The organism is Xanthomonas sp. GW, from assembly GCF_014236815.1.
Taxonomy (GTDB): Bacteria; Pseudomonadota; Gammaproteobacteria; order Xanthomonadales; family Xanthomonadaceae; genus Xanthomonas_A.
This window is the reverse complement of the sequence record NZ_CP051189.1, coordinates 4,670,507-4,693,590: the sequence shown is the minus strand read 5'-3', so window position 1 is coordinate 4,693,590 and position 23,084 is coordinate 4,670,507. Positions and strand designations below refer to the sequence as shown.

At 68.5% G+C, this 23,084-nt stretch carries 19 protein-coding genes and 1 pseudogene; 9 read left to right on the top strand and 11 right to left on the bottom strand.

Annotated features, from left to right (window positions below; all coding sequences use genetic code 11):
• From HEP73_RS20290 to HEP73_RS20280, 3 genes are all read right to left on the bottom strand, one after another.
• Entirely contained in the window at positions 1-1,080 is a 1,080-nt protein-coding gene (locus HEP73_RS20290; RefSeq protein WP_185821309.1) for an alpha-ketoacid dehydrogenase subunit beta, read from the bottom strand.
• Complete coding sequence (gene pdhA, locus HEP73_RS20285) at positions 1,073-2,161, bottom strand: pyruvate dehydrogenase (acetyl-transferring) E1 component subunit alpha (RefSeq protein ID WP_185821308.1); 1,089 nt, start codon at positions 2,159-2,161, stop codon at positions 1,073-1,075. The genes HEP73_RS20290 and pdhA overlap by 8 nt, the downstream gene beginning before the upstream one ends.
• 833 nt (positions 2,162-2,994) lie before the next feature.
• The gene (locus HEP73_RS20280) at positions 2,995-6,558 is read right to left on the bottom strand and encodes a lamin tail domain-containing protein (protein ID WP_185821307.1); all 3,564 of its coding nucleotides are present in this window, start codon (positions 6,556-6,558) and stop codon (positions 2,995-2,997) included.
• A 166-nt stretch (positions 6,559-6,724) separates the two neighbouring features.
• Here HEP73_RS20280 and HEP73_RS20275 point away from each other — a divergent pair, with 166 nt between their 5' ends.
• From HEP73_RS20275 to HEP73_RS20265, 3 genes are all read left to right on the top strand, one after another.
• A complete protein-coding gene (locus tag HEP73_RS20275) occupies positions 6,725-7,639 on the top strand; it encodes a tryptophan 2,3-dioxygenase (protein WP_185821306.1) in 915 nt (304 codons plus the stop codon).
• Between the two features lie 198 nt (positions 7,640-7,837).
• On the top strand, positions 7,838-9,361 hold the full coding sequence (locus HEP73_RS20270; RefSeq protein ID WP_185814275.1) for a peptide MFS transporter: 1,524 nt from the start codon (positions 7,838-7,840) through the stop codon (positions 9,359-9,361).
• Positions 9,362-9,377: 16 nt separating this feature from the next.
• Positions 9,378-9,986, top strand: a complete 609-nt coding sequence (locus HEP73_RS20265; protein ID WP_185821305.1) for a thioredoxin family protein — start codon at positions 9,378-9,380, stop codon at positions 9,984-9,986.
• 187 nt (positions 9,987-10,173) lie between these two features.
• Here the strand turns inward: HEP73_RS20265 and HEP73_RS20260 are convergent, their stop codons facing one another.
• Positions 10,174-10,662: a MarR family winged helix-turn-helix transcriptional regulator gene (locus HEP73_RS20260; protein WP_185821304.1), complete on the bottom strand. Its 489-nt coding sequence runs from the start codon at positions 10,660-10,662 to the stop codon at positions 10,174-10,176.
• Positions 10,663-10,796: 134 nt separating this feature from the next.
• On the opposite strand from HEP73_RS20260, the gene hppD reads away from it, so the two are divergent.
• The 3 genes and pseudogenes from hppD to hmgA all read left to right on the top strand — a co-directional run bounded on the left by hppD (position 10,797) and on the right by hmgA (position 13,711).
• Positions 10,797-11,909: a 4-hydroxyphenylpyruvate dioxygenase gene (gene hppD / locus HEP73_RS20255; RefSeq protein WP_458309634.1), complete on the top strand. Its 1,113-nt coding sequence runs from the start codon at positions 10,797-10,799 to the stop codon at positions 11,907-11,909.
• A gap of 82 nt (positions 11,910-11,991) precedes the next feature.
• Positions 11,992-12,382 (top strand): annotated as a pseudogene (locus tag HEP73_RS22860) (endonuclease domain-containing protein).
• A gap of 18 nt (positions 12,383-12,400) precedes the next feature.
• Positions 12,401-13,711 (top strand): homogentisate 1,2-dioxygenase, encoded by a 1,311-nt coding sequence (gene hmgA / locus HEP73_RS20245; protein WP_185821303.1) that lies wholly within the window; start codon positions 12,401-12,403, stop codon positions 13,709-13,711.
• Between the two features lie 60 nt (positions 13,712-13,771).
• Here hmgA and HEP73_RS20240 read toward each other — a convergent pair whose 3' ends face one another.
• Positions 13,772-14,275: a hypothetical protein gene (locus HEP73_RS20240; RefSeq protein WP_185821302.1), complete on the bottom strand. Its 504-nt coding sequence runs from the start codon at positions 14,273-14,275 to the stop codon at positions 13,772-13,774.
• A 241-nt stretch (positions 14,276-14,516) separates the two neighbouring features.
• Here HEP73_RS20240 and HEP73_RS20235 point away from each other — a divergent pair, with 241 nt between their 5' ends.
• The 3 genes from HEP73_RS20235 (at position 14,517) to HEP73_RS20225 (ending at position 17,063) form a co-directional block, all read left to right on the top strand.
• Entirely contained in the window at positions 14,517-15,179 is a 663-nt protein-coding gene (locus HEP73_RS20235; protein ID WP_185821301.1) for a lectin, read from the top strand.
• Positions 15,180-15,277: 98 nt separating this feature from the next.
• On the top strand, positions 15,278-15,847 hold the full coding sequence (locus tag HEP73_RS20230; RefSeq protein WP_185821300.1) for an imm11 family protein: 570 nt from the start codon (positions 15,278-15,280) through the stop codon (positions 15,845-15,847).
• 265 nt (positions 15,848-16,112) lie between these two features.
• Positions 16,113-17,063, top strand: a complete 951-nt coding sequence (locus HEP73_RS20225) for a calcium/sodium antiporter (protein WP_185821299.1) — start codon at positions 16,113-16,115, stop codon at positions 17,061-17,063.
• Positions 17,064-17,159: 96 nt separating this feature from the next.
• Here the strand turns inward: HEP73_RS20225 and HEP73_RS20220 are convergent, their stop codons facing one another.
• The 6 genes from HEP73_RS20220 to HEP73_RS20195 are packed head-to-tail and all read right to left on the bottom strand — an operon-like array spanning position 17,160 to position 23,075.
• Positions 17,160-17,546, bottom strand: a complete 387-nt coding sequence (locus HEP73_RS20220; protein ID WP_185821298.1) for a Na+/H+ antiporter subunit G — start codon at positions 17,544-17,546, stop codon at positions 17,160-17,162.
• A complete protein-coding gene (locus HEP73_RS20215) occupies positions 17,543-17,827 on the bottom strand; it encodes a K+/H+ antiporter subunit F (protein WP_145704729.1) in 285 nt (94 codons plus the stop codon). Before HEP73_RS20215 ends, HEP73_RS20220 begins: the two co-directional genes overlap by 4 nt.
• Positions 17,824-18,324 (bottom strand): Na+/H+ antiporter subunit E, encoded by a 501-nt coding sequence (locus tag HEP73_RS20210; RefSeq protein ID WP_185814266.1) that lies wholly within the window; start codon positions 18,322-18,324, stop codon positions 17,824-17,826. Before HEP73_RS20210 ends, HEP73_RS20215 begins: the two co-directional genes overlap by 4 nt.
• Position 18,325: 1 nt before the next feature.
• A complete protein-coding gene (locus HEP73_RS20205) occupies positions 18,326-19,888 on the bottom strand; it encodes a monovalent cation/H+ antiporter subunit D (RefSeq protein ID WP_185821297.1) in 1,563 nt (520 codons plus the stop codon).
• Positions 19,885-20,244 carry a Na+/H+ antiporter subunit C gene (locus tag HEP73_RS20200; RefSeq protein ID WP_184412852.1) on the bottom strand — a complete coding sequence of 120 codons (360 nt, stop codon included), beginning with the start codon at positions 20,242-20,244 and terminating at the stop codon, positions 19,885-19,887. Before HEP73_RS20200 ends, HEP73_RS20205 begins: the two co-directional genes overlap by 4 nt.
• Complete coding sequence (locus tag HEP73_RS20195; RefSeq protein WP_185821296.1) at positions 20,244-23,075, bottom strand: monovalent cation/H+ antiporter subunit A; 2,832 nt, start codon at positions 23,073-23,075, stop codon at positions 20,244-20,246. Before HEP73_RS20195 ends, HEP73_RS20200 begins: the two co-directional genes overlap by 1 nt.
• Positions 23,076-23,084 lie beyond the last annotated feature (9 nt).

Below are 23,084 nucleotides of genomic sequence, written 5' to 3'. Positions count from 1 at the left end.
TCAGCCTGCGGCCACGGCACGCTTGGCCGCCGCGACGATCTTGTCCACGCTTGGCAGGTATTTCATCTCCAGCCGGAACAGGGGAATGTGGGTGTCGTAGCCGGTCACCCGCTGCACCGGCGCGACCAGGTCGTACATCGACTGCTCGGCCAGCCGCGCGGCGATCTCGGCGCCGAAGCCGGCGCTGCGCGGGGCCTCCTGCACGATCACGCAGCGGCCGGTGCGCGCCACCGATTCGGCGATGGTGTCGAAGTCCAGCGGGCGCAGCGTGGCCACGTCGATGACCTCGGCGCTGATGCCGTCGGCGGCCAGCTTGTCGGCCGCTTCCAGCGCTTCCTTGACCTGTGCGCCCCAGGCCACCAGGGTCACGTCGCTGCCCTCGCGCAGCACGAAGCACACGTCCAGCGGCAGCGCCTCGCCGTCGTCGGCGACCACTTCCTTGTACTGGCGGTACAGGCGCTTGGGCTCCATGTAGATCACCGGATCCGGCTCGCGGATCGCCGCTAGCAGCAGGCCGTAGGCGCGCTGCGGCGAGGACGGCAGCACCACGCGCAAGCCCGGCACGTTGGTGAAGATGGCCTCGTTGGCCTCGCTGTGGTGCTCCGGCGCGCGGATCCCGCCGCCCCACGGCACGCGCAGCACCATCGGGCAGTGCAGGCGGCCGCGGGTGCGGTTGCGCAGGCGCGCGGCGTGGCAGATCAGGTGATCGACCATCGGGTAGACGAAGCCGTCGAACTGCGCTTCGGCCACCGGCTTCATGCCCTGCGCGGCCAGGCCGACGGTGAGGCCGGCAATGGTGGTTTCGTCGAGCGGGGTGTCCAGCACGCGCTGCGCGCCGAAGCGCTGCTGCAGGCCGGCGGTGGCGCGGAACACGCCACCGTTGACGCCAACGTCCTCGCCCAGCACCAACACCGACGGGTCGTGCTGCAGTTCCCAGGCCAGGGCCTGGGTGACGGCTTCGATCAGGGTGATGGGGGTGCTGGTCATGGACTGGTCTCCGCGCGCTGTAGCCGCGCTGTGGGCGGTGCCGGCCGCATGCGTGGCGGCCGTATCGGCAAGGCGAGGGCTGAGCTCATCCATGGCGCTGCTCCAGGGCGATGGCGTCGGCACGCTGCGCGAGCAGGTCCGGCGGCGGATCGGCATACAGGTAGTCGAACATCGCCTCCACCGGCTGCACCGGGGTGGCCAGGTAGGCATTGACCTCGATGTCGACCAGGCGCGCGCATTCCTGCTTCCACGCCGCCTCCTCGGCCTCGTTCCACAGGCCCTGCGCGGTCAGCCAGGTGCGCAGCCGGGTCAGCGGCTCGCGCTCCCAGGCCTGCTTGACCTCGGTCTCGTCGCGGTAGCGGCGCGCGTCGTCGGCGGTGGTGTGGTCGGACAGGCGGTAGGTCATGAATTCGATGACGCTGCCGCCCTGGCCGCTCAGCGCGCGCTCGCGCGCCTGGCGCATCGCTTCCAGCACCGCGATCAGGTCGTTGCCGTCCACCTGCAGGCAGTGCAGGCCGCCGGCCAGGCCCTTCTGCGCCAGGGTCTGCGCGCCGGTCTGCGCCGCGCGCGGCACCGAGATCGCCCAGCCGTTGTTGATCACGCACAGGATCAGCGGCAGCTGGTAGGCGCCGGCGGAATTGAGTGCGGCATAGAAATCGGTCTTCGAGGAGCCGCCGTCGCCGCAGGTGGCGACCGCCACGTGGCCTTCGCCGCGCAGCTTGAACGCCAGCGCCGAGCCGGCGGCATGCAGGCACTGGGTGGAGATCGGCACGCAGATCGGGAAGTCCTTGGCGGCGTCGGACTCGCGCAGGAAATCGCTGCCGCGTTCGTCGCCGCCCCAGTACAGCAGTACTTCGCGCGGGCGCACGCCGCGCATGAACATGGCGCCGTATTCGCGGTAGCTGGGCGCCAGCACGTCGCCGCTGCGCATCGAGGCGCCGATGCCGATGTGGGTGGCTTCGTGGCCCAGGCAGGAGGCGTAGGTGCCGAGCTTGCCGGTGCGTTGCAGGGCCACGGCCTTGCTGTCGAAGGTGCGCACGTAGAGCATCTGCTTGAACAGCGCCAGCAGGGTCTGCGGGTTGGCCGAGTCGGCCGGGAGGGCGTCGCGGGCCGGTTGGCCGTCCGCGTCGAGGTACTGCAGGTATTCGATTTCGAACTGGGCGGCGATGGTCATGACAGCGGCACTCTCGACAACAAGTTTCAAATGATATGACTCGGCATGTTAAGGACGGTGTGCACAAAAGCCGTCCTGCACCGCAGCACGGTATCTTGCTGGATTGCAGCAAAAACTTGCGCTTTGAGGGCTTTGCGCATTGCTGGCGTTCACTTGGGCGATTGTTGCGTTGCGGTGGTTGGCTGCGCGGTGGTTGCGGATGTCCATCGGTGGACGTTTGGGGTTGGGCGTGATGTCGGCTGCCGTGGCGTTGGAGCGATTGCGCAAAAGCAATGGCGACGGCGAGAGCAAGATCAAGAGCTTTCGCGCCGGTCGGCGCGAGTCACTTTTGTCTTGGCAAAAGTAACCAAAACCGCTCCCGCCCGACACGAGCCGGTGCGATACAGCCGCACCGGTGCCCCGCGCTCCTCGCGGCGAGCGGCACGGCGCCCAAACTCGCTTCGCTCAAACAAGGGCGCCTCTTCGGCCGCTCGCCACTGCGGTGCTCGGCTCGCTTTAAGGCGGGAAGTTTTTTAGGAGCGACAGCTAACGGCAACAGCAACAGCAACAGCAAAGGCTCAAGAGCGGCCTGTCGACTGTTCCCTTCTCCCGTCGGGAGAAGGTGCCCCGTAGGGGCGGATGAGGGTACGGGCGAAGCCTCGTGTACCGAACTCTGCGAGACGCTTCGCGCCGTACCCTCACCCCAACCCCTCTCCCGGGGGGAGAGGGGCTTCGACAGCGCAGACTTCGAGGGCTAACGCAGTCTCAGGAGATGGCGGACGCAGGAGCGCTGGCAAAAGAAAAAGGGCGCGGCTTTGTGGCCGCGCCCTTGTTCTGCCCGAAGGCGGTTGCGCTTAGCGGCCGATGCGGGTGCTGAAGCGTGCGGTGTTGTCGGACGGATCGGCATCGGGCGAGGCCGAGCTGGCGCTGGCTTCGATCACGATGCTGCGGTCGGCCGGCAGCGGGCGGGTCGCGGTGGTCAGGGTGAACGCGGTGCTCGCGCCCGGCGCCAGGTCGGCGCGGGTGCTGCACTGGTATTGCGCGCTGCGCAGGCCGTGGGCCTGGCGTACGCACTGCCAGCCGCGCGGCGGCACCAGCAGCGACAGCACCGACAGGGTGTTGCCGCTGACGCTCAGGCTGGCGTGCTTGACCGGCGCATTGCCGTGGTTGACCAGGGCGATGCGGTAGTTGGCGCTGAACGCGATCAGCGGCAGCGTCGCCGGGCCTTCGATGCGCAGCGCCAGGTTGCCGGCGGGCGCGGCCTGCACCGCCACCGCGGCGCTGGCGCCGTTGTTGCCGCCGTTCGGGTCCTCGGTCTGCGAGGCGACCGAGGCGGCCAGGGTCAGCGTACGCCCGACCAGGTCGGCCGTGGCCGGCACCGCGATCTCGAAGCGCGGTGCGGCACCGGCGACGAGTTGCGTCGTGGTGCAGGTCACCACGGTCTGCGCGGCCACGTCCGGGGCGGCGCAGTCCCAGCCGGGGGCGGCGGTCACGGTCGGCGTCACCGCTGCATCCAGGGCGAAGGCGACCGCGGCGAAGCGCGCCGCATCCGGGCCGGCGTTGCCGACCTCGACGCTGTAGCGGATGGTGTCACCGGCGTAGACCGCGGCATTGGCCGCGTTCGCGGTCACGCTCAGGTCGGCGCGCTGCAGCGGCTTGAGCTTGAGCAACACCACCGCCGGATCGTGGTCGGACAGCCGCGCCGGCGAGTTGGCGTCGTTGCGCGCGGTGGCCGGGAAGTCGGCGTTGAGCCGCGCATGGCCTTCGCTCAGCGTGGCGACCTGCGCCGAGTTCATCAGCGCGCGGTTGGCCAGGATGTGGTCCAGCGACTGCACGTTGCCGTCGTAGGCGTACGAATAGCTCTGGTCCGGCGTGGACAGCAGGGTCAGGTTGTACAGGTCCGGCGTGACCAGGTCGGCGCCGTCGCCGTCGACCACGGTCTGCGCGTCGGCCGACGGCAGCCCGGTCACCGTGCCCATCGCATCGACGTAGCCGTCGTTGAACTCGAAGGCGTTGAAGTCGCCCATCACCAGCAACTGCTCGCCGGGATCGGCCACTTGCCGCGCCTGCAGCAGGTTGGCCAGGAACACCGCCTGTGCCTGGCGCTTGGCGCGGATGCGCAGGCCGCTGGCGTCGTCGGTCTCGGCGCCGTTGAGCGAACGCTGGTGCACCTCGACCACGGTCAGCGGCAGCGTGCGGCCGTCGGCGAAATGCACGATCGCCTTCAGCAGCAGCGGCGGGCGGTCGTTGAGCAGGCTGCTGCCGCCGGCCGGCTCGGTCCAGGTGGTGGCCTTGCCTTCCTGGCTGACCGAGAGCACTTCCACGCGGGCGATGCCGGCGCCGACGGCCGCGGTCTTGACCAGGAAACCGACGTCGATGCCGCCGACGTCGTTGCCTTCCTGCAGGTACGCCACGTACTGCGGATCGGGCTGACCGGCGGCCACCGCATCGCTGTTGATGCGCGCGGCCAGGGTCTGCAGCACGCTCAGGTTTTCCACTTCGACCGTGCCCAGGATGTCGGGCGTGTTGAGGTAGTTGCGGATCGCCAGCGAGGCCTTGTTGAGCCGCGCCTGGTAGGCGGCCGCGGTCAGCACCGGTTCGCCGATCGCCGGGTCGTTCTGGTCGTCGAAGAAGCGCTCCATGTTGTAGGTGGCGACGTTGACGTCGTCGGCCTGCGGGGCCGGAGCCGGCTTGGGCTGGTCGGCGCCGTTGCATTGCACAGTGGGCGCGGTTTCCGGATAGATCGTGTAGCGGCGGAAGCTGTAGTCCAGCGGGCCGCTGACGCCGAGCACCACGCAGCCGCCGGCCACGTCGATGCGCTCGCCGCCGAGGCCGGCGCTGCCCACCGCGATCACCTGCGGGTTGGTGTTCCAGCGCGGCACGTCGGCCGGGGAACCGGCCGGCAGCGGGTCGGGCTGCTGCACGCCGGCGGTGCGCCAGGCGCGCGGCAGGCCGGTGACCACGGCATGGAACACGCCGTTGCTGCTGGCGCTGGCGTTGGTCTCGTTGACGCTGCCGCCGGTGGGCGCGTTGACGGTCAGGCTGGGCACGGTCACGCGCATGCCTTCCAGACGTTCGAGTTGGTCGTAGGCGCCGTTCGGGTCGGGAAAGCTGGTGGTCAGCGTCACCGCGGCCGGCAGCGGATTGCCGGTGGACTGCAGCAGCACGGTCGGGGTGCCCAACTCGGTCAGCGGCGGCTGGGTCGGGTCGGCGGTCGGCACGTATTCGAGCACGGTGGCCTGCACCCGCACCGCATTGCCCACCGCGGCCTCGGCCGGCGGCACGCTGCCGGTGTAGACGTAGATGCCTTCGGAGGTCTGCGGATCGGCGTCGGCCTGGGCGTCGGGCGCCTGCAGGAAGAAGCCGGCGCTGCGCCGCGCGGTGACGATGCCGCTGGTGGCGACGATCTGTCCGACCAGCGGCGAACGCGCGCCGCTGCCCTGGATGCTGTGGATCGGCACCAGGTTGAAGTCGTCGTTGAGGATCACCCCGCTGGCGGTCAGCGTGGCCGGCAGGGCGCCGCTGATGCCGGTGATGTCGAGGTAGAAGGTCTCGTCGGGTTCGTTGGCGGTGTCGCCGTTGACCAGCACGCTGATCTGCGCGCTGCTCTCGCCGGCGGCAATGGTCACGTCGGTCGCGGCCACGGCCTGGTAGTCGCTGCCGGCGCTGGCGCTGCCGTCGCGGGTGGCGACGCGGAAGCTCACCCCGCCGCTGCCGGCCGGTTGGCTCAGGGCGATGGTGAACACGAACGCGGTGCTGCCGCTGTCGCCTTCGCCGCGGCTGACGTTGGCCACGCTGGCCACCGGCTGGTTGCCGCCGCCGCACAGGTTGGCGGCCGCGGCCGTATTGCGCGGGGTCGGCGCGCCGGTGGCGAAGTCGGCGTTGTTGTTGTCGCTGTCGCTGCAGCCGCCGTTGCCGCGCAGCACCGCCAGGGTGTTGCTCGGCGCGGTGGTCGGCGCGCTGCCTTCGGCGCAGCTGGCGCTGCTGCCGTAGCCGACGAAATCGACGTTGCCGGCGGGGCAGGCGCCGCTCAGCGCGGTCGCCGTGTTGCTCAGCGCGATCTTGCCGGCGGTGCCGCTCATCGCGGTGGTGCCGGTGGCGTCCGGGGTCGGCAGCGCGGTGCTGCCGCCGCTGCCGTCGGCCTGCTTGACCAGGTAGTAGCCGCCGGCGGGGATGCTGCCGGCCAGCGTGGTGACCTGCCAGCTGCTGCCGGCGGCCGAGGCGTACTGCACCGACCAGCCGGCCAGGCTCACCGCCTGGTTGCCGTTGTTGTGCAGTTCGACGAAATCGCTCTTGTAGGTGGCGCCGCTGTTGCCGCCACCGCCATAGACCTGGCTGATGACGACCTGGGCCTGGCCGGTGCCGGCACAGGCAAGCGCGCACGACAACACTGCAGCACGAAGCAGCATGGTTCGCATGACGAAGACTCTCCCCAATCCTTGAAGACGCAAGTGACAGCGATGACGGACGGCGCTCCCCAAAGCGCCGACTCGATTCTGCCCGAGTTTGCCGCGCGCCGCTGACCGGGATGTGACAAGCGTCGCTGCGGTACCCTTGCCGGCCCCGGATCGCCGTCCCCCGCCCATGCCCGTCGAACAGAACCAGCGCCCGCTCGAAGCCGGCATCCACACCGACCTGGAAGGCCGCGTCACCTACGGCGGCTACCTGCGGCTGGACCAGTTGCTGTCCGCGCAGCAGCCGCTGTCGGACCCGCCGCACCACGACGAGATGCTGTTCATCATCCAGCACCAGACCTCCGAGCTGTGGCTGAAGCTGCTGGCGCACGAGTTGCGCGCGGCGATCATGCACCTGCAGCGCGACGAGGTCTGGCAATGCCGCAAGGTGCTGGCGCGCAGCAAGCAGGTGCTGCGCCAGCTGACCGAGCAGTGGTCGGTGCTGGAGACGCTGACCCCGTCCGAATACATGGGTTTCCGCGACGTGCTCGGCCCGGCGTCGGGCTTCCAGTCGCTGCAGTACCGCACCATCGAATTCCTGCTCGGCAACAAGAACGAACAGATGCTGCGCGTGTTCGGCCACGACCCGCACGGCCAGGCGGCATTGCAGGCGGTGCTGGAAGCGCCCAGCCTGTACGAGGAATTCCTGCGCTATTTGACCCGCTTCGGGCATGCGATTCCCGAGCAGTACCGGGCGCGCGACTGGCGCCAGCCGCATGTCAGCGATCCGCTGCTGCGGCCGGTGTTCGAGCGCATCTACGAGAACACCGACCGCTACTGGCGCGAATATGCGCTGTGCGAGGACCTGGTGGACCTGGAGACCCAGTTCCAGCTGTGGCGCTTCCGCCACATGCGCACGGTGATGCGGGTGATCGGCTTCAAGCGCGGCACCGGCGGCTCCAGCGGCGTGGGCTTCCTGCAGCAGGCGCTGGCGCTGACCTTCTTCCCGGAATTGTTCGAGGTGCGCACCTCGGTGGGGCTGCCGGACGGGCGCGATGCGGCGCTGCCGGGAGCGGCCGCCGGCAGTGCGGACTCCGGGGCCTGAGCGTCCACGCCGGCCCAGGCACGCGCGTGGCCGGGCGGCATGACCCGCCGCAGGCCGAGGGGGCACTTGCGAATCCCCAATCCCCAATCTCGAATCCCGGCCATTTGACGCCAGCGCCAACTCTCGGTGATGCTCGCCCGTTCCCCGGCCCGGCCGGGAATCGCCCCAGCCCATACTGAATACGCAAGGGAACACCGCATGAGCGTTGACGACGTCGCGTCGCACCCCCCAGCCTCACCGCCGCAGCCGCCAGCGCAACCGCCCGAATTCAAGACCCTGCTGGGCCATCCACGGCCATTGTGGATGCTGTTCATGACCGAATTCTGGGAGCGCTTCGCGTTCTACGGGATTCGCTGGGCGCTGACCCTGTACATCGTGGCCGAGTTCTTCCAGGGCTCCGGCGCGGGCGAGGCGCCGGCCAACCGGCTGTACGGCGCCTATCTGGCGCTGGTCTACGCCTCGGCGCTGTTCGGCGGCTTCGTCGCCGACCGGCTGATCGGCTACCAGCGCTCGCTGCTGATCGGCGCGGTGGTCATGTCGGTGGGCCTGTTCCTGATCGCGGTGCCGAACGAAGAGGTGTTCAAGATCGGCCTGGCCACGATCATCGCCGGCAACGGCCTGTTCAAGCCGAACGTGTCGACCATGGTCGGCAAGCTGTATCCGCTCAACGATCCGCGCCGCGATTCGGGCTTCACCATCTTCTACATGGGCATCAACGCCGGCGGCTTCTTCGCGCCGATCCTGACCGGCCTGCTGGCCGACAAGCTGTTCGGCACCGAAGCGATGCCGGCCTACAAGTACGTGTTCATCGCCTCCGGCATCGGCATGCTGATCAGCCTGGTGTGGTTCTGGATCGGCCGCCGCCAGCTTGGCGCGGTCGGACGGCCGCCGGCCGGCGGCGAGGGCATGGGGCGCACGATCGGGGTGCTGCTGGCGACGCTGGTGGTGATCCCGGTGGCCTACGGCCTGCTGTTGATCGATGCCGGCATCCTCGGCTGGATCCTCACCGCGCTGTTCGTGGCGCTGTGCGCGATGATCCTGGTCGAAGGCATCCGCGAGGGCCGCGTGCCGCGCGACCGTTCGATCGCGATGCTGATCGTATTCGTGTTCAACGTGATGTTCTTCATGTTCTTCGAGCAGGCCGGCAGTTCGTTCAACTTCCTCGCGCAGAACATCGTCGAGCGCGACCTGGGCGGCTGGATGTTCCCGGTCGGCTGGTTCCAGTCGGTCAACACGCTGGCGATCCTGGTGCTGGGCCCGGTGTTCGTGTGGCTGTGGGTGGCGCTGAAGTCGTCCAACCCGTCGATCCCGCGCAAGTTCGGCCTGGGCCTGATCTTCAACGGTCTGGCCTTCGCGCTGCTGATGTTTGCCTTGTCCTCGCTGGTCGACGGCTCCGGCAAGATCCCGTTCTGGACCCTGTTCATGGTCTACGTGATCCAGACCGTGGGCGAGCTGTGCCTGTCGCCGATCGGCCTGTCGATGACCACCAAGCTGGCGCCGACCAAGGTGGTGGGCTTCGCGATGGGCGGCTGGTTCCTGTCCACCGCGATCGGCAACAACCTGTCCGGCATCTTCGCCGCGGGCGTCAGCGGCGAGACCGGCATGACCGTGGACTCGGCGCTGAAGGGCTACACTTTCGGCTTCTGGGCCCTGCTCGGCTCGGGTGTGTTGTTGTTCCTGATTGCACCGTTGATCAACAAGTTGATGCACGGTGTCAAATGACGTGAGGTAGATCGCAATGTCGAACAAGACGATCAAGACGATAGGCAGCGCGGCGGCGCTGATGCTGGCCCTGAGCGGCTGCAACAAGGCGCCTGCGCCGGAACCGGAACAGGCGCCGGCCAAGCCGCTGGACACCTCGGTGCAGAAGCCGCCGGTGGCCGATCCGAACCAGCCGGTGGCTTCGGGCAACACGCCCGCCGCTGCCGACGTAGCCGCCGCGGCGGCGTTGGGCGCGCAGTTCGATCCGAACCGCGATCCGGCCAACGACCTGGAAACGGCCGAAGTGGAAGCCAAGCGCGGCGGCAAGCGCATCCTGCTCGACGTGGGCGGCGAGTGGTGCTCGTGGTGCCACATCCTCGACGACTTCATCGAGGGCGACGCCGAGGTGCGCAGTTTCCGCGACGCCAACTACGTGTGGGTCAAGGTCAACTACAGCGACGAAAACAAGAACGAGGCGTTCCTGGCCCAGTACCCGAAGATCGAGGCCTATCCGCACCTGCTGGTGCTCGATGCCGACGGCAAGCTGCTGCACTCGCAGTTCACCGGCGAGCTGGAAAAGGGCAAGGGCTACGACCGCAAGAAGTTCTTCGACTTCCTCAAGCAGTGGGCGCCGCCGAAGACCTGAGCGCAGCGGCAGACTGCTGAAAGTCGCTCGAATCCTGTAGGAGCGGCTTCAGCCGCGACAGGCATTACCTACCGACAATGCCTGTCGCGGCTGAAGCCGCTCCTACAGGGACATGCCTTGCGGCGCGCATGGTTAGTTCCGGCAGCGCCGCATCGCCGCCACGCCCGCTGCGAGCGGGCGCTGCGCCTCACTTGCCGGTCATGCTCGGCAGCCCCTCGGCCGCCAGGCGATCGATCAGCCGGTTCAGCACGCGCTGCTCTTCCTCGCTGAACGGCGCCAGCAGGCGGCGCTCGCATTCCAGCACCATCGGCGCGATCACCTGGTAGACCTCCACCCCCGCCTCGGACAGGTGCAGCACCGAGCGGCGGCGATCGTCGCCATGGGTCTCGCGCTGGATGAAGCCGCGTTCCAGCAAGCGTGCCACCGCGCGGCTCACCGCCACCTTGTCCATCGCGGTGCGCTCGGACACCTCGCCGGCCGACAGCCCCGGGTACAGCGCCAGCACCGCCATCACCCGCCATTCGGTCACCGCCATGCCGTAGCGCTCGCCGTAGACGCGGGCGATGTTGCTGCTGATCCGGTTGGACAGCACGCTGATGCGGTAAGGCAGGAACTGCTCCAGGTCGAGCGAAGGCTGCTCGGGAGCGGGCGGGGCGTGAGGGGCGATCGACGTCATGTTGCATTGCACCTTGCTGGTGGTTTCATTTGTAACTATAACGGAGGAGACTACTGTCCATTCTCGCGAGTCTGGCGTCCGTCCGCATCCGAAATTTCGGTCGGCCGCTGCCCGCGTCCTCCAGGAGACGAGCCATGAGTGCACAACCGCAGTATCCGTCCCAGCCGGCCAACCTGGGCATGCAGGTCACCACCTTCGAGAACCCGATGGGCATCGACGGCTTCGAATTCGTCGAGTTCGCCGCGCCGGCCGGGCAGGGCGAACGGTTGCACGCCTACTTCCGCAGCATGGGCTTCAGCGCGGTGCTGCGCCATCGCAGCCGCGCGATCACCGTGTACCGGCAGGGCGGGGTCAACTTCCTGGTCAACGAGGACCCGGATTCGTTCGCCGCCGACTTCGCCGCCGCGCATGGTCCCTGCGCCTGCGGCTTCGCGATCCGCTTCCGGCATCCGGCCGACGAAGTGTTCGCCAAGGTGCTGGAGAACGGCGGCGAAGCCATCGCCGACAAAGCCGACACCCGCGCGGTGCCGGCGCCGGTGGTCAAGGGCATCGGCGACTGCATGCTGTACCTGGTCGACCGCTATGGCGAGAAGGGCTCGGTGTACGCCGAGTTCGAGCCGGTGCCGGGCGCCGAGCCGCATCCGGCCGGCTTCGGTCTGACCTTCATCGACCACCTGACCCACAACCTGTACTTCGGCAACATGCAGCGCTGGTCGGACTACTACGAGCGCCTGTTCAACTTCCGCGAGATCCGCTACTTCGACATCAAGGGCGCCAAGACCGGGCTGACCTCCAAGGCGATGACCGCGCCGGACGGCGTGGTGCGGATCCCGCTCAACGAGTCCTCCGACCCGAAGAGCCAGATCAACGAATACCTGGACGCCTACCACGGCGAAGGCATCCAGCACATCGCCTGCTTCACCGACGACATCTATGAGACCGTGGAGCGGATGCGCGCGGCCGGCGTGGAGTTTCTGGACACCCCGGACGCGTACTTCGAAGTGATCGACCAGCGCATTCCCGACCACGGCGAAGACGTGGCGCGGCTGGCCAGGAACAAGATCCTGATCGACGCCGACCCGGAGACCAAGCAGCGCAAGCTGCTGCAGATCTTCACCCAGAACTGCATCGGCCCGATCTTCTTCGAGATCATCCAGCGCAAGGGCAACGAAGGCTTCGGCGAAGGCAACTTCCAGGCGCTGTTCGAGAGCATCGAGCGCGACCAGATGAAGCGCGGCGTGCTCTGACGCTAAGTCGCGGAAAATGCCGATAAGCGCATAAGCCCCTCTCCCATCGGGAGAGGGGTTGGGGTGAGGGTACGGTGGCTCAATGAGAGTCAAACCGCCGCTACCCACCTCAACACTGGAAAACGCACGCCTGCTGCGACGGACCATGACCGACGCCGAACACAAACTGTGGAGTTGCCTGAGAGGCGGCCAGTTGCAAGGCTTCAAGTTCCGGCGCCAATATCCCATTCCTCCCTATGTCGCTGATTTTTGCTGTGGCGTCGAAGTTGATCGTCGAGCTTGATGGCTCGCAACATAGCGCGCCTGGCGATGCCACAAGAACACGTTGGCTTGAGTCGCAAGAATGGCGAGTCGTCCGCTTCTGGAACAACGATGTGCTGCTGTCGACGGATGCTGTGATCCAGGCAATTTGCCACGTTACGGCGGCGCCGTACCCTCACCCCAACCCCTCTCCCGATGGGAGAGGCGCTTGATTTCGAAGGCCTAAGTGCATGCATGACAATGATCGCTACATGTCCGGCTTCGGCAACGAATTCGCCACCGAAGCCGTGCCGGGCGCGCTGCCGGTCGGGCAGAATTCGCCGCAGCGCGTGGCCCATGGCCTGTACGCCGAGCAGCTGTCCGGCACCGCGTTCACCGCGCCGCGCGGCGTCAACCGGCGCAGCTGGCTGTACCGGATCCGTCCGGCGGCAGTGCATGGCACGTTCGCCGCGTACGCCCAGGCCGGCGACTTCCACAACGACTTCAATGCCGGGCCAGTATCGCCCGACCAACTGCGCTGGAGTCCGCTGCCGCTGCCGCTGCCGCTGCCGCAGACCCCGGTGGATTTCGTCGATGGCCTGTACACCATGGCCGGCAACGGCTCGGCCGAGGCGCAGCACGGCGTAGCGGTGCATCTGTACGCGGCCAACGCGTCGATGCAGGGTCGCTTCTTCTACAACGCCGACGCCGAACTGCTGATCGTGCCGCAGCTGGGTCGGCTGCAGCTGTGCACCGAACTGGGAACGCTGGAGCTGGAACCGCAGGAGATCGCGGTGATCCCGCGCGGTGTGCGCTTCCGCGTCGCGCTGCTCGACGCGGAAGCGCGCGGCTACGTGTGCGAGAACTTCGGCGCGCTGCTGCGGCTGCCCGACCTGGGCCCGATCGGCGCCAACGGCCTGGCCAATCCGCGTGATTTCCTGACCCCGGTGGCCGCCTACGAGGAGGACGAAGGCGACTTCGCGCTGATCGCCAAGTTCCAGGGCCACCTGTGGCAGGCGCCGATCGCGCATTCGCCGCTGGACGTGGTCGCCTGGCACGGCAACTACGCGCCGTACAAGTACGATCTGCGCCGCTTCAACACGATCGGCTCGATCAGCTTCGATCATCCCGACCCGAGCATCTTCACCGTGCTCACTGCGCCCAGCGACACGCCGGGCACCGCCAACCTGGACTTCGCGATCTTCCCGCCGCGTTGGCTGGTGGCGCAGCACACGTTCCGGCCGCCGTGGTTCCACCGCAACGTGGCCAGCGAATTCATGGGCCTGGTGCACGGCGTCTACGACGCCAAGGCCGAAGGCTTCGCGCCCGGCGGCGCCTCGCTGCATAACTGCATGAGCGGGCATGGTCCGGACGCGGCGACCTTCGACAAGGCCTCGCAGGCGGACCTGTCGCGGCCGGACGTGATCGCCGACACCATGGCCTTCATGTTCGAGACGCGCGCGGTGCTGCGCCCGACCGCGCAGGCGCTGGCCGCCGCGCATCGCCAGCGCGATTACCAGCAGTGCTGGCAGGGGCTGCGGCGCAACTTCCGCGCGCCCTGAGCGCCGCGGCGCGCGGCATCCAGCCCGCGCCGCCCAGGCGCGGCACCTACGGCAATGGGCTCAGGCCGCTTCCAGCGAGGCGTGCAGCGGCGTCGGCAGCACTTCCAGCAGGCGCTCGCGGATGCGCTGCGCATAGCGCTCGGAGGTCATCTCCGGCATCGCGCGCAGCGCGTCGGCGATCGCCTGCAGCGTGGCGACATCCTCGCGCGCCTCGCGCAACCGCTGCTGCAGCGGACGCGAGGCGGGGTGGCGCTGCAGTTGCAGCAGATCCAGCAGGTACATGCGCGCGTTGAGCAGCGCGCGGCGCGGATCCACCGGCGCCGCGACGGCTGGCGCTGGCGGTGCTGCAGCCGGCGGCGGGGCGGCGACGCGGCCGTCGTCCAGATAGCCCTGCTGCAACAGCGCCTGCACGATCGCCGCGGCATTGCTGCCGCCCAGCGCGGCCAGTTCCTCGACGCTGCGTTGGCCGTCGGCCAGGATCAGGACACGGCGCTGGCGCATGTCCAGCGGCGCGGCATAGGATTGCAGTGCCGCGAGGGCGAGGGCGGTCTTGCGCGGGTGCATGGCAGTGGTGCCGGAAGGGAAGAAGCTTGGCGGTCGGCGGTGAAACACTGATGACAGGCGGTGCGCGTCGCCTGTTGGAGGCGAGTTCGTACGGCGCGACGCGATGGGGCTCTGACGCAGCCACTGCCACTGCGAGCGATGGCGATGAGATGACGGGCCTGCATCGCGATTCCGCAACGCCAGTCAGTGCATACGCACGGCGCGCGCGCTAGCCTATGCGCTGCTCTTGCGAGGAACTGCGATGAAGCCGACCCTGCCCGCCGCTGCATTGCTGCTGTTCGCGCTGAGCGCCTGCGACAAGGCGCCGCCGCCGCCGCAACCGACTTCGACCCCTGCGGCCGGCACGGCGGACGACGGCGGCTTGCCGCCGCCGGCGCTGGACCAGCCCGACACCGACGTGCCCCCGGCGCAGGCCCCCGCGGCGGCGATGCCGCCGGAGATGGCCCCGGCGGAGCGGCAGCTGGCGCGCGACGACGGCTATGGCGACCTGCGCCTGGGCATGAGCGCGGCGCAGGCGCGCGCAGCCTGGGGCGGTGAACTCGATGGGCAGCCCGGCGAAGCGGGCGGCTGCTACGTCCTCAGGCCGCGCTGGGTCAAGGGCAGCAACGACTTCGGCCTGATGTTCGAGGCCGACAAGCTGGTGCGCTACGACGTGCGCGCCGCCAAGGAAACCGCGCCGGGCGGCGGCAAGGTCGGCATGGACCTGGCGCAATTGCGCACGCTGTACGCCGGACGCGTGGAAGAGCAGCCGCACAAGTACATCGAAGGCGGCAAGGTGCTGCGTATCCGCAGCGGTGCAGACCACCCTGGCGTGCTGGTGTTCGAGGCCGACGCCGCGGGCAAGGCCACCTCTTGGCGCGTCGGCCTGCCGCCGCAGGTGGACTACGTGGAAGGCTGCGGCTAGCGCAGGCGTCAAGCCGATTGTCAGCGCGCAGGGCAGTTACGTACTGGGCATGCCCGCTGCATAAAGATCAACTCGTGCAGGTCGCTGCAGGGAATGCCATGTATCTATTGGACATCAGCGAGAGCTACTCGGAAATTTTCTGGTTCAAATACGACCAGAAGCTCTCGCCCGACCACCTGCTGTTCATCAGTGGCGAAACGCAATCGACCATTGCCGCCACTCCGACCTTCAGAAACAACAAGAAAGTAAGCAGGTCCCGCTTGCTGGCGTTCGATCTCCTCCAAAGCGACACGCTCGAATTCGTCAGCCAGGCAATGGCTGAGGTGTTGCGCCAATATCCTGATGACGTCCAATTGTTTCCAGCCGACGTCTACCTCAAAGAGGAAAGGCTGGAGGGCTTCTACGTCTTCAATGTGATCCAGACGTTGCCTTGCATCGACCTCGAACGCTCCCAACATGCCCCCATGTTCGGCTTTATGCCTGATGGGCCACTGAGATTCTCAACGCTTCAGAGCCTGCCGCCTGCGGCTTTGGCTGGTCACCACCTCGTCCGGGCCAAGGAAAGCTCGCAGCGCATTTTCGTTTCCCAGCAGCTAAAGCAGCAATGCGAGGCGTCCAGGCTTGGAGGCTTGCGATTTGTGGACTGCTCCAACGGTATTCGGGTGTGAGACAAGTAAGGCGAATTCGTTGGTAAAAGGGCCTCGTCGTCCTTTTTGTTTCCTTCAGGAACTCGGCCGCGATCTTCACCGGCTCGCCGATCCGCAGGCTTTTGCGGGTGCAGTGGTGGCGGTCGCGATCCACGCCGCCGGCACCCGGTTCCGCTGACGAAACCCGCCTGGCCAGCCAGCCGTTTCCCGCCCGGTCGCCACGATGACAGCCGCATCATCCGCGCTGCGCATAGAATCGCGCATCGTAATGGCGAGGGGATGGGCAATGGCGAGCGCGATCGGCTTGGTGCTGGTGGGACTGCTGCTGCTGGCCTTGGGCGGCGATTCGATCGTCAAGGCGGCGTCGGGGCTGGCGCAACGCTTCGGTGCCTCACCGTTCGTCGCCGGCCTGCTGCTGGTGGCGTTCGGGACCTCGCTGCCGGAACTGGCGGTCAATGCGCGCGCCTACATTGTCGGCGCGCAGGACCTGGCGCTGGGCAATGCGGTCGGCAGCAACATCGCCAACCTCGGCCTGACCCTGGCCTTGGCCGCGCTGGCGGCACCGCTGCTGGTGCGCACGCGGATGCTGGCGCCGTTGCTGCTGGTGCTGGCGGTGGCGACGCTGGCGCTGATCGGGTTCGGCCTGGACGGGGCGATCTCGCGCCTGGAAGGCGTGCTGCTGTTGCTGGGCTTCGTCGGCGTGGTGGTGTTCCTGCTGCGCCGCGCCCGCGGCGAGGATGCGGCGCGCCAGCTCGGCCTGTCCGGCTATGCGGTGACCCGCACCGCGCTCGGCCTGAACCTGCTGCGCCTGCTGATCGCGATCGTGCTGCTGTATTTCGGCGCCAAGCTCGTGGTCGATGCGGCGCCGCGGCTCGGCGCCGCCTGGGGCCTGTCGCCGCTGCTGGTGGGCCTGTTGCCGGTGGCGATCGGCACCGCGCTGCCGGAAGCCGCCGCGGCGATCGCCGCCGCGCGCCGCGGGCAGGGCGACATGGTGGTCGGGCATGTGCTCGGCTCCAGCCTGTTCAACCTGCTGGTGGTGATCGGCGGCATGGCGGCGTTGCGCCCGCTGCCGTTGCCGGCCTCGTTCGTGCGCCTGGAGCTGCCGGCGGCGGTGGCGCTGAGCGTGGTGCTGTATCCGATGTTGCGCGGCGACATGCGCATCAGCCGCGGCGAAGGCGCGGTGCTGCTGGTCGCGTTTCTGGCCTGGATCGGGTTGGAAGTGGCGCTGGTGGGGTGAGGCTGGAGCCCGCCATGCAGACGCTGCCACCTGTAGGAGCGGCTTCAGCCGCGACCGGGCGTTACCGGCAAGGCCCGGTCGCGGCTGAAGCCGCTCCTACGGGACTGCGCCCTCGTCGTCCTGCTGCGCCGGCGGCGGCAGCCCTTCCTGGTCGGCATGATCTCGGCTGTCGGGCACCTGCGGCCGCTGCTCCATCATCAGCGACAGCGCCGCCTTGGCCATCATGTGCGCGCTGATCGGCGCGGTGATGAACAGGAACGCGGTGATCAGCAGTTCGCGCGGCTGCGGGTCCTGGCCCAGGAACAGGTGGTAGCCGACCGAGGCCAGCAGCACGCAGCCCACGCCCAGCGTGCTGGCCTTGGTCGGCGCGTGCAGGCGCTTGAAGAAGTCCGACAGCTTCACCAGCCCCAGCGCGCCGAGCAGGATGAAGAAGCAGCCGACGATCAGCAGCAGCGACAGCCCCACTTGCAGCAGCCCGATCATTCGACGATGTCCCGGCGCAGCACGTACTTGCTCAGCACCACGGTGCTGCCGAAGCCGAGCATGGCGATGACCAGTGCCGCTTCGAAGTACACCGGCGAATCCAGGTACATGCCGAACAGCATCAGCTCGGCGATCGCGGTCACCGACAGCGTATCCAGCGCCAGGATGCGGTCGGGCACGGTCGGCCCGCGCAGCAGCCGCCACAGCGCCAGCAGCATCGCCAGCGCCACCACGTGCATGCATACGGCGATGGTGCCCTCGATGAACATGTGGCCGGTCATGGGAAGATCTCCATCAGGGGCGCTTCGTAGCGCGTCTTGATCTGCCGGATCACGGTCTCGGCATCGTCCAGGTGCAGCACGTGCACCAACAGGTATTTGCGGTCGTCCGACAGCGCCGCCGACACCGTGCCCGGGGTCAGCGTGATCATGCTGGTCAGCGCGGCGATGCCGTGGATATTGGCGATGTCCAGCGGCACCCAGATGAAGCCGGGGTGGATCCGCGATTCCGGGCCCAGCACCTGCAGCGCCACCACCACGTTCGAGCGCACGATGTCCCAGGCGACCACGCACAGCATCTTCGGCACCGAGCGCAGCGAGCCGATGCGCGCGAACTCGCGGTCCAGGCGCGCGGCGAACAGCGGCACCGCCACGCCCAGCACCGCGCCCAACAGCAGCTGGCCCAGGCCGAAGCTGTCGCTCATCAACAGCCAGAACACGGTGACGGTGACGCTCAGCGGCCAGGACGGAAACAGGCGGCGCAACCAGGGACGGCGCATGTCAGGGCTCCCGCAGCGCTGGCGCGGTCGCGCGCAGCTCGGTGGCGTAATCGGCCGGACGCAGCAACTGCGCGGCGGCCGCCTCGGTATAGCGCAGCATCGGCCCGGCGGCGATGGTCATCGCCACGCCGTAGCCGAGCAGCAGCAGCGTCGCCGCGGTTTCCAGCGGCCGTGCGCGCGCCTTGCGCGGCTGCGGCAGCGGCAGCTGTTCTAGGCTGTCATCGTCGATGCGCTGGTCGCCCGGCACGCGCCAGAACAGGCGCACGCCGGCGCGGGTCAGGCCCATGATCACCATCAGGCTGCTGATCAGTACCGCGGCCCACACCGGCCCGGCGTTCGCCGCGGGCGTGGCACTGAGGATCGCGACCTTGGCCAGGAACCCGGACAGCGGCGGCAACCCGGCCACCGAGACCGCGGCGATCAGGAACAGCGCGCCGGGCACGGTCTTGCCCGGCAGCGGCGCGATCACTTCCTTGCGGTCGCTGGCATCGCCGCGGCGGCGCCGGATCAGGTCTGCAATCAGGAACAGCGCCGCGGCGACGAAGCTGCTGTGCGCCAGGTAGTACAGGCCGGCGCCGAGCGTGCCCGGCGCGTCCAGCGCGAAGGCGATGAACAGCGTCGCCGCCGACACGATCACCAGGTAGCCGACCAGCACCCGCAGGCGCACCGCGGCCAGCACCCCGAGCGCGGCCAGCAGCAGCGTGCCGATACCCAGCCACAGCAGCCAATCGCGGCCGTAGCCGTCCAAGGCCTGCGCCTGGTTGCCCAGGATCAGCGTGCTCACCCGCAGCACCGCGTACAGCCCGACCTTGGTCATGATCACGAACAGTGCCGCCACCGGCGCCGGCGCGCGCGCATAGGTTTCCGGCAGCCACAGGTACAGCGGCAGCAGCGCGGCCTTGGCGCAGAACACCAGCAGCAACAGGCCGAAGCTGGCCTTGATCAGGCGCAGGTTCTCCGGCGGCGCCTGCGCGATGCGCTGCGACAGCTCGGCCATGTTCAACGAGCCGAGCAGCGCGTACAGCAGGCCCAGGGCGATCAGGAACAACGTGGAGGAGGTGACGTTGAACACCACGTAGTGGAAGCCCACGCGCAGGCGCAGGCCGCGCCCGCCGCTGAGCAGCAGGCCGTAGGAGGCAATCAGCATCACCTCGAAGAACACGAACAGGTTGAACAAGTCGCCGGTCAGGAACGCGCCGTTGAGCCCGACCAGCTGGAACTGGAACAGCGCATGGAAGTGCGGCGCGCGCCGGTCCCAGCCGGCGCAGGCGTGCAGCAGACAGGCCGCGGCGAGCAGGGTGGTGGTCAACAGCATCCATGCCGACAGGCGGTCGGCCATCAGCGCGATGCCCAGCCGCGACGGCCAGTCGCCGAGCAGGTAGACCTGCACCTGGCCATCGCCGGCGCGCACGAACAGCACGATCACCGCCGCCGCCAGCGCCGCCATCGCGGTCCAGGCCACCGCGCGGCGCACGTGGCGCCCGTAGCGGCGGTGCTCCACGAACAGCGACAGGGCCGCGCCGAGCAGCGGGATCAGGATCGGCAGGATCACCAGATGGTTCATAGCGCGCTGTCGCCGTCGTGATCGACGCGCGCATCGACGTGGTCGCTGCGGTTGTCGCCGCGGCTGCGCATCGCCAGCACAATGCTGACCGCGGTCATCGCGAAGGCGATCACGATCGCGGTCAGCACCAGCGCCTGCGGCAGCGGGTCGGTGTAGTCGGCCAGGGTCGGCGCGACGCCGTCGCGCAGCACCGGCGCCTTGCCCTGCACCAGCCGCCCGCCGGCGAAGATCAGCAGGTTGGTGGCATAGGACAGCACGGTCATGCCCAGAATCACATCGAAGCTGCGCGCACGCAGCAGCAGGTACACGCCGACCGCGGTCAGCACGCCGATCGCGCTCGCCAATGCCAATTCCATCAGCGCATCTCCCCGGTGCGGGCCGAACGTTGTGCCGGATCGATCTCGCCGCGCTGCGACTCGCGCGTGCGCGAGGGCTTGATCGTGCCCATCATCGACAGGGTCAGCATGGTGCCGCCGAACACGACCAGGTACACGCCGGTATCGAAGCCCAGTGCGCTGGCCAGCGGGATGTCGCCGATGAGCGGGACGTAGAGGTCGTAGTGGCCGCTGGTCAGGAACGGCACCCCGAACAGCATCGAGGCCATGCCGCTGAGCGCGGCCAGCAACAGGCCCAGGCCGATGCAGCGGATGTAGTCGAAGCCGAAGCGCGATTCCACCGAGGACGCGCCCTGGATCACGTACTGGATCAGCAGCGGCACCGCCAGCACCAGCCCGGCGATGAAGCCGCCGCCGGGCGCGTTGTGCCCGCGCAGGAACAGGAAGATCGACACGGTGAGGGTCAGCGGGAACATCAGCTGCGCCAGGTCGGCCGGCACCGGCAGCTTGATCGGCGGCCCCGGCATCACTTTTTCCGGGGCCATCCGCGCGCGCCGCAGCAGCGCGTGCACCACCAGCGCGGCGATGCCGAACACGGTGATCTCGCCGAAGGTATCGAAGCCGCGGAAATCGACCAGGATCACGTTGACCACGTTGCGCCCATAGGCCTGCGGCAGCGCGCGCTGCAGCAGTTCGCCGGCCATCGTCGCCGCCGGCCGGGTCATCACCGAATACGCCAGCAAGGCCATGCCGGTGCCGGCGGCGATCGCCAGCGCCGCATCGCGCAGCTTGCGCCAGCGCTGCGGCTCCACCGGCGAGGCCTTGGGCAGGTAGTTCATCGCCAGCAGCATCAGCACCAGGGTGACCATCTCCACCAGCAACTGGGTCAGCGCCAGGTCCGGCGCCGACAGGAACACGAATACCAGGCTCACGCCCAGGCCGCTGCCGCCGATCACCAGCACCGCCAGCAGGCGCTGCCGGTACAAAAACAGCGTGGCCAACGCGCAGCTGACGATCAGCAGCCACAGCGCCCAGCCCAGCAGCGGCATCGGCTGCGGCGCCGGCCACTGGCTCCACAGCGGCGGCGCGGCGACGAACGGCGCCGCCGCGACCACCACCGCGCTCAGCAGCAGCCAGCGCAGGCTGCGCTGCAGGCTGCCGTTGGTCAGCAGGCGGGTGAAGCGCGCGGCGATGCCGAACAGCGCGTCCACCTGCCAGTGGAACACGCGCTTGCCCAGTGAGCGGCGCACTTCGGTATACAGCGCGGTTAGCCGGCGCAGGCCGAAATACAGCGCCACGCCGCCGACCAAGCCGGCGAGGCTCATCGCCAGCGGCGCGTTCCAGCCGTGCCACACCGCCAGGCTGTAGGCGGGCAGCGCATCGCCGAGGATCGAGCGCGCGGCGGTGCGCAGCACCGGCGCCACGGTCAGCGCCGGTATCACGCCGACCGCCACGCACAGCAGCACCAGGATGTCCACCGGGATTCTCATCCAGCGCGGCGGCTCGTGCGGCATCGCCTGCAGTTGCCGCGGGCCGTTGCCGAAAAAGGTCTCGTAGACGAAGCGCAGGCTGTAGGCGACGCCGAACACGCCGGCCAGCAGCGCCGCGGTGGCGGTGAACACGCGCATCGCCGCTGGGCCGCCGGCGTCCAGCGCCTGCGCGAAGAACATCTCTTTCGACAGGAAGCCGTTGAGCAGCGGGATGCCGGCCATCGACAGCGAGGCGATGATCGCCAGCGCGCTGGTGAACGGCATCCAGCGGCGCAGGTTGCCGAGCCGGCGCATGTCGCGGGTATGCGTCTCGTGGTCGATGATGCCGGCGGCCATGAACAGCGAGGCCTTGAACACCGCGTGGTTGAGGATGTGGAACACCCCGGCCACCACCGCCATCGGCGTGGACAGCCCGAACAGCATGGTGATCAGGCCCAGGTGCGAGATCGTCGAATACGCCAGCAGGCCTTTCAGGTCGTGCTGGAAGATCGCCAGCCAGGCGCCGGCCAGCAGGGTGATCGCGCCGATGCCGCTGACCGTGTAGAAGAACAGGTCGCTGCCGGCCAGCGCCGGATGCAGCCGCGCCAGCAGGAACACGCCGGCCTTGACCATCGTTGCCGAGTGCAGATACGCCGATACCGGCGTCGGCGCGGCCATCGCATGCGGCAGCCAGAAATGGAACGGGAACTGCGCGCTCTTGGTGAAGATGCCGAGCAGGATCAGCCCCAGCGCCCACGGATACAGCGCGCTGGCGCGGATCGCATCGCCGGCGGCGAGCACCGCATCGAGCTGGTAGCTGCCGACGATGCGCCCCAGCAGCAGCACCCCGCCGAGCAGCGCCAGGCCGCCGCCGCCGGTGATCACCAGCGCCATGCGCGCGCCGTCGCGCGCATCCTTGCGATGCGACCAGAACCCGATCAGCAGGAACGAGCTGATGCTGGTCAGTTCCCAGAACACCATCAGCAACAGCAGATTGCCGGCGATCACCATGCCCAGCATCGCGCCCATGAACAGCAGCAGGTAGCCGTAGAAGCGCGCCGCGTTCTCGCGCGCGCTGAGGTAGTAGTGCGCGTACATCACCACCAGCGCGCCGATCGCCAGCACCAGCCCGGCGAACATCCACGCCAGTCCGTCCAGGCGCAGCGAGAACTGCAGTCCGATCTGCGGCAGCCAGGCGTGGTCGGCGCGCACGATGCCGCCGCCGAGCACGGTCGGGGTCAGCGTGCCGAGCACGATCAGCCCGGCCAACGGCGCCGCCGCGGCGACCCAGGCCAGCGTGGCGCGCGAACGGTGGCGCAGGGCGATGACGGCCGCCGCCATCAGGAACGGCAAGGCCAGCAGAATGTCCAGAACGGGGATCATGCAGGGAAT

Coding starts and splice junctions, on each gene's coding strand:
- HEP73_RS20290 (WP_185821309.1), bottom strand. CDS start 1,080: ATGGATGAGCTCAGCCCTCGCCTTGCCGATACGGCCGCCACGCATGCG.
- pdhA (WP_185821308.1), bottom strand. CDS start 2,161: ATGACCATCGCCGCCCAGTTCGAAATCGAATACCTGCAGTACCTCGAC.
- HEP73_RS20280 (WP_185821307.1), bottom strand. CDS start 6,558: ATGCGAACCATGCTGCTTCGTGCTGCAGTGTTGTCGTGCGCGCTTGCC.
- HEP73_RS20275 (WP_185821306.1), top strand. CDS start 6,725: ATGCCCGTCGAACAGAACCAGCGCCCGCTCGAAGCCGGCATCCACACC.
- HEP73_RS20270 (WP_185814275.1), top strand. CDS start 7,838: ATGAGCGTTGACGACGTCGCGTCGCACCCCCCAGCCTCACCGCCGCAG.
- HEP73_RS20265 (WP_185821305.1), top strand. CDS start 9,378: ATGTCGAACAAGACGATCAAGACGATAGGCAGCGCGGCGGCGCTGATG.
- HEP73_RS20260 (WP_185821304.1), bottom strand. CDS start 10,662: ATGACGTCGATCGCCCCTCACGCCCCGCCCGCTCCCGAGCAGCCTTCG.
- hppD (WP_458309634.1), top strand. CDS start 10,797: ATGAGTGCACAACCGCAGTATCCGTCCCAGCCGGCCAACCTGGGCATG.
- hmgA (WP_185821303.1), top strand. CDS start 12,401: ATGCATGACAATGATCGCTACATGTCCGGCTTCGGCAACGAATTCGCC.
- HEP73_RS20240 (WP_185821302.1), bottom strand. CDS start 14,275: ATGCACCCGCGCAAGACCGCCCTCGCCCTCGCGGCACTGCAATCCTAT.
- HEP73_RS20235 (WP_185821301.1), top strand. CDS start 14,517: ATGAAGCCGACCCTGCCCGCCGCTGCATTGCTGCTGTTCGCGCTGAGC.
- HEP73_RS20230 (WP_185821300.1), top strand. CDS start 15,278: ATGTATCTATTGGACATCAGCGAGAGCTACTCGGAAATTTTCTGGTTC.
- HEP73_RS20225 (WP_185821299.1), top strand. CDS start 16,113: ATGGCGAGCGCGATCGGCTTGGTGCTGGTGGGACTGCTGCTGCTGGCC.
- HEP73_RS20220 (WP_185821298.1), bottom strand. CDS start 17,546: ATGATCGGGCTGCTGCAAGTGGGGCTGTCGCTGCTGCTGATCGTCGGC.
- HEP73_RS20215 (WP_145704729.1), bottom strand. CDS start 17,827: ATGACCGGCCACATGTTCATCGAGGGCACCATCGCCGTATGCATGCAC.
- HEP73_RS20210 (WP_185814266.1), bottom strand. CDS start 18,324: ATGCGCCGTCCCTGGTTGCGCCGCCTGTTTCCGTCCTGGCCGCTGAGC.
- HEP73_RS20205 (WP_185821297.1), bottom strand. CDS start 19,888: ATGAACCATCTGGTGATCCTGCCGATCCTGATCCCGCTGCTCGGCGCG.
- HEP73_RS20200 (WP_184412852.1), bottom strand. CDS start 20,244: ATGGAATTGGCATTGGCGAGCGCGATCGGCGTGCTGACCGCGGTCGGC.
- HEP73_RS20195 (WP_185821296.1), bottom strand. CDS start 23,075: ATGATCCCCGTTCTGGACATTCTGCTGGCCTTGCCGTTCCTGATGGCG.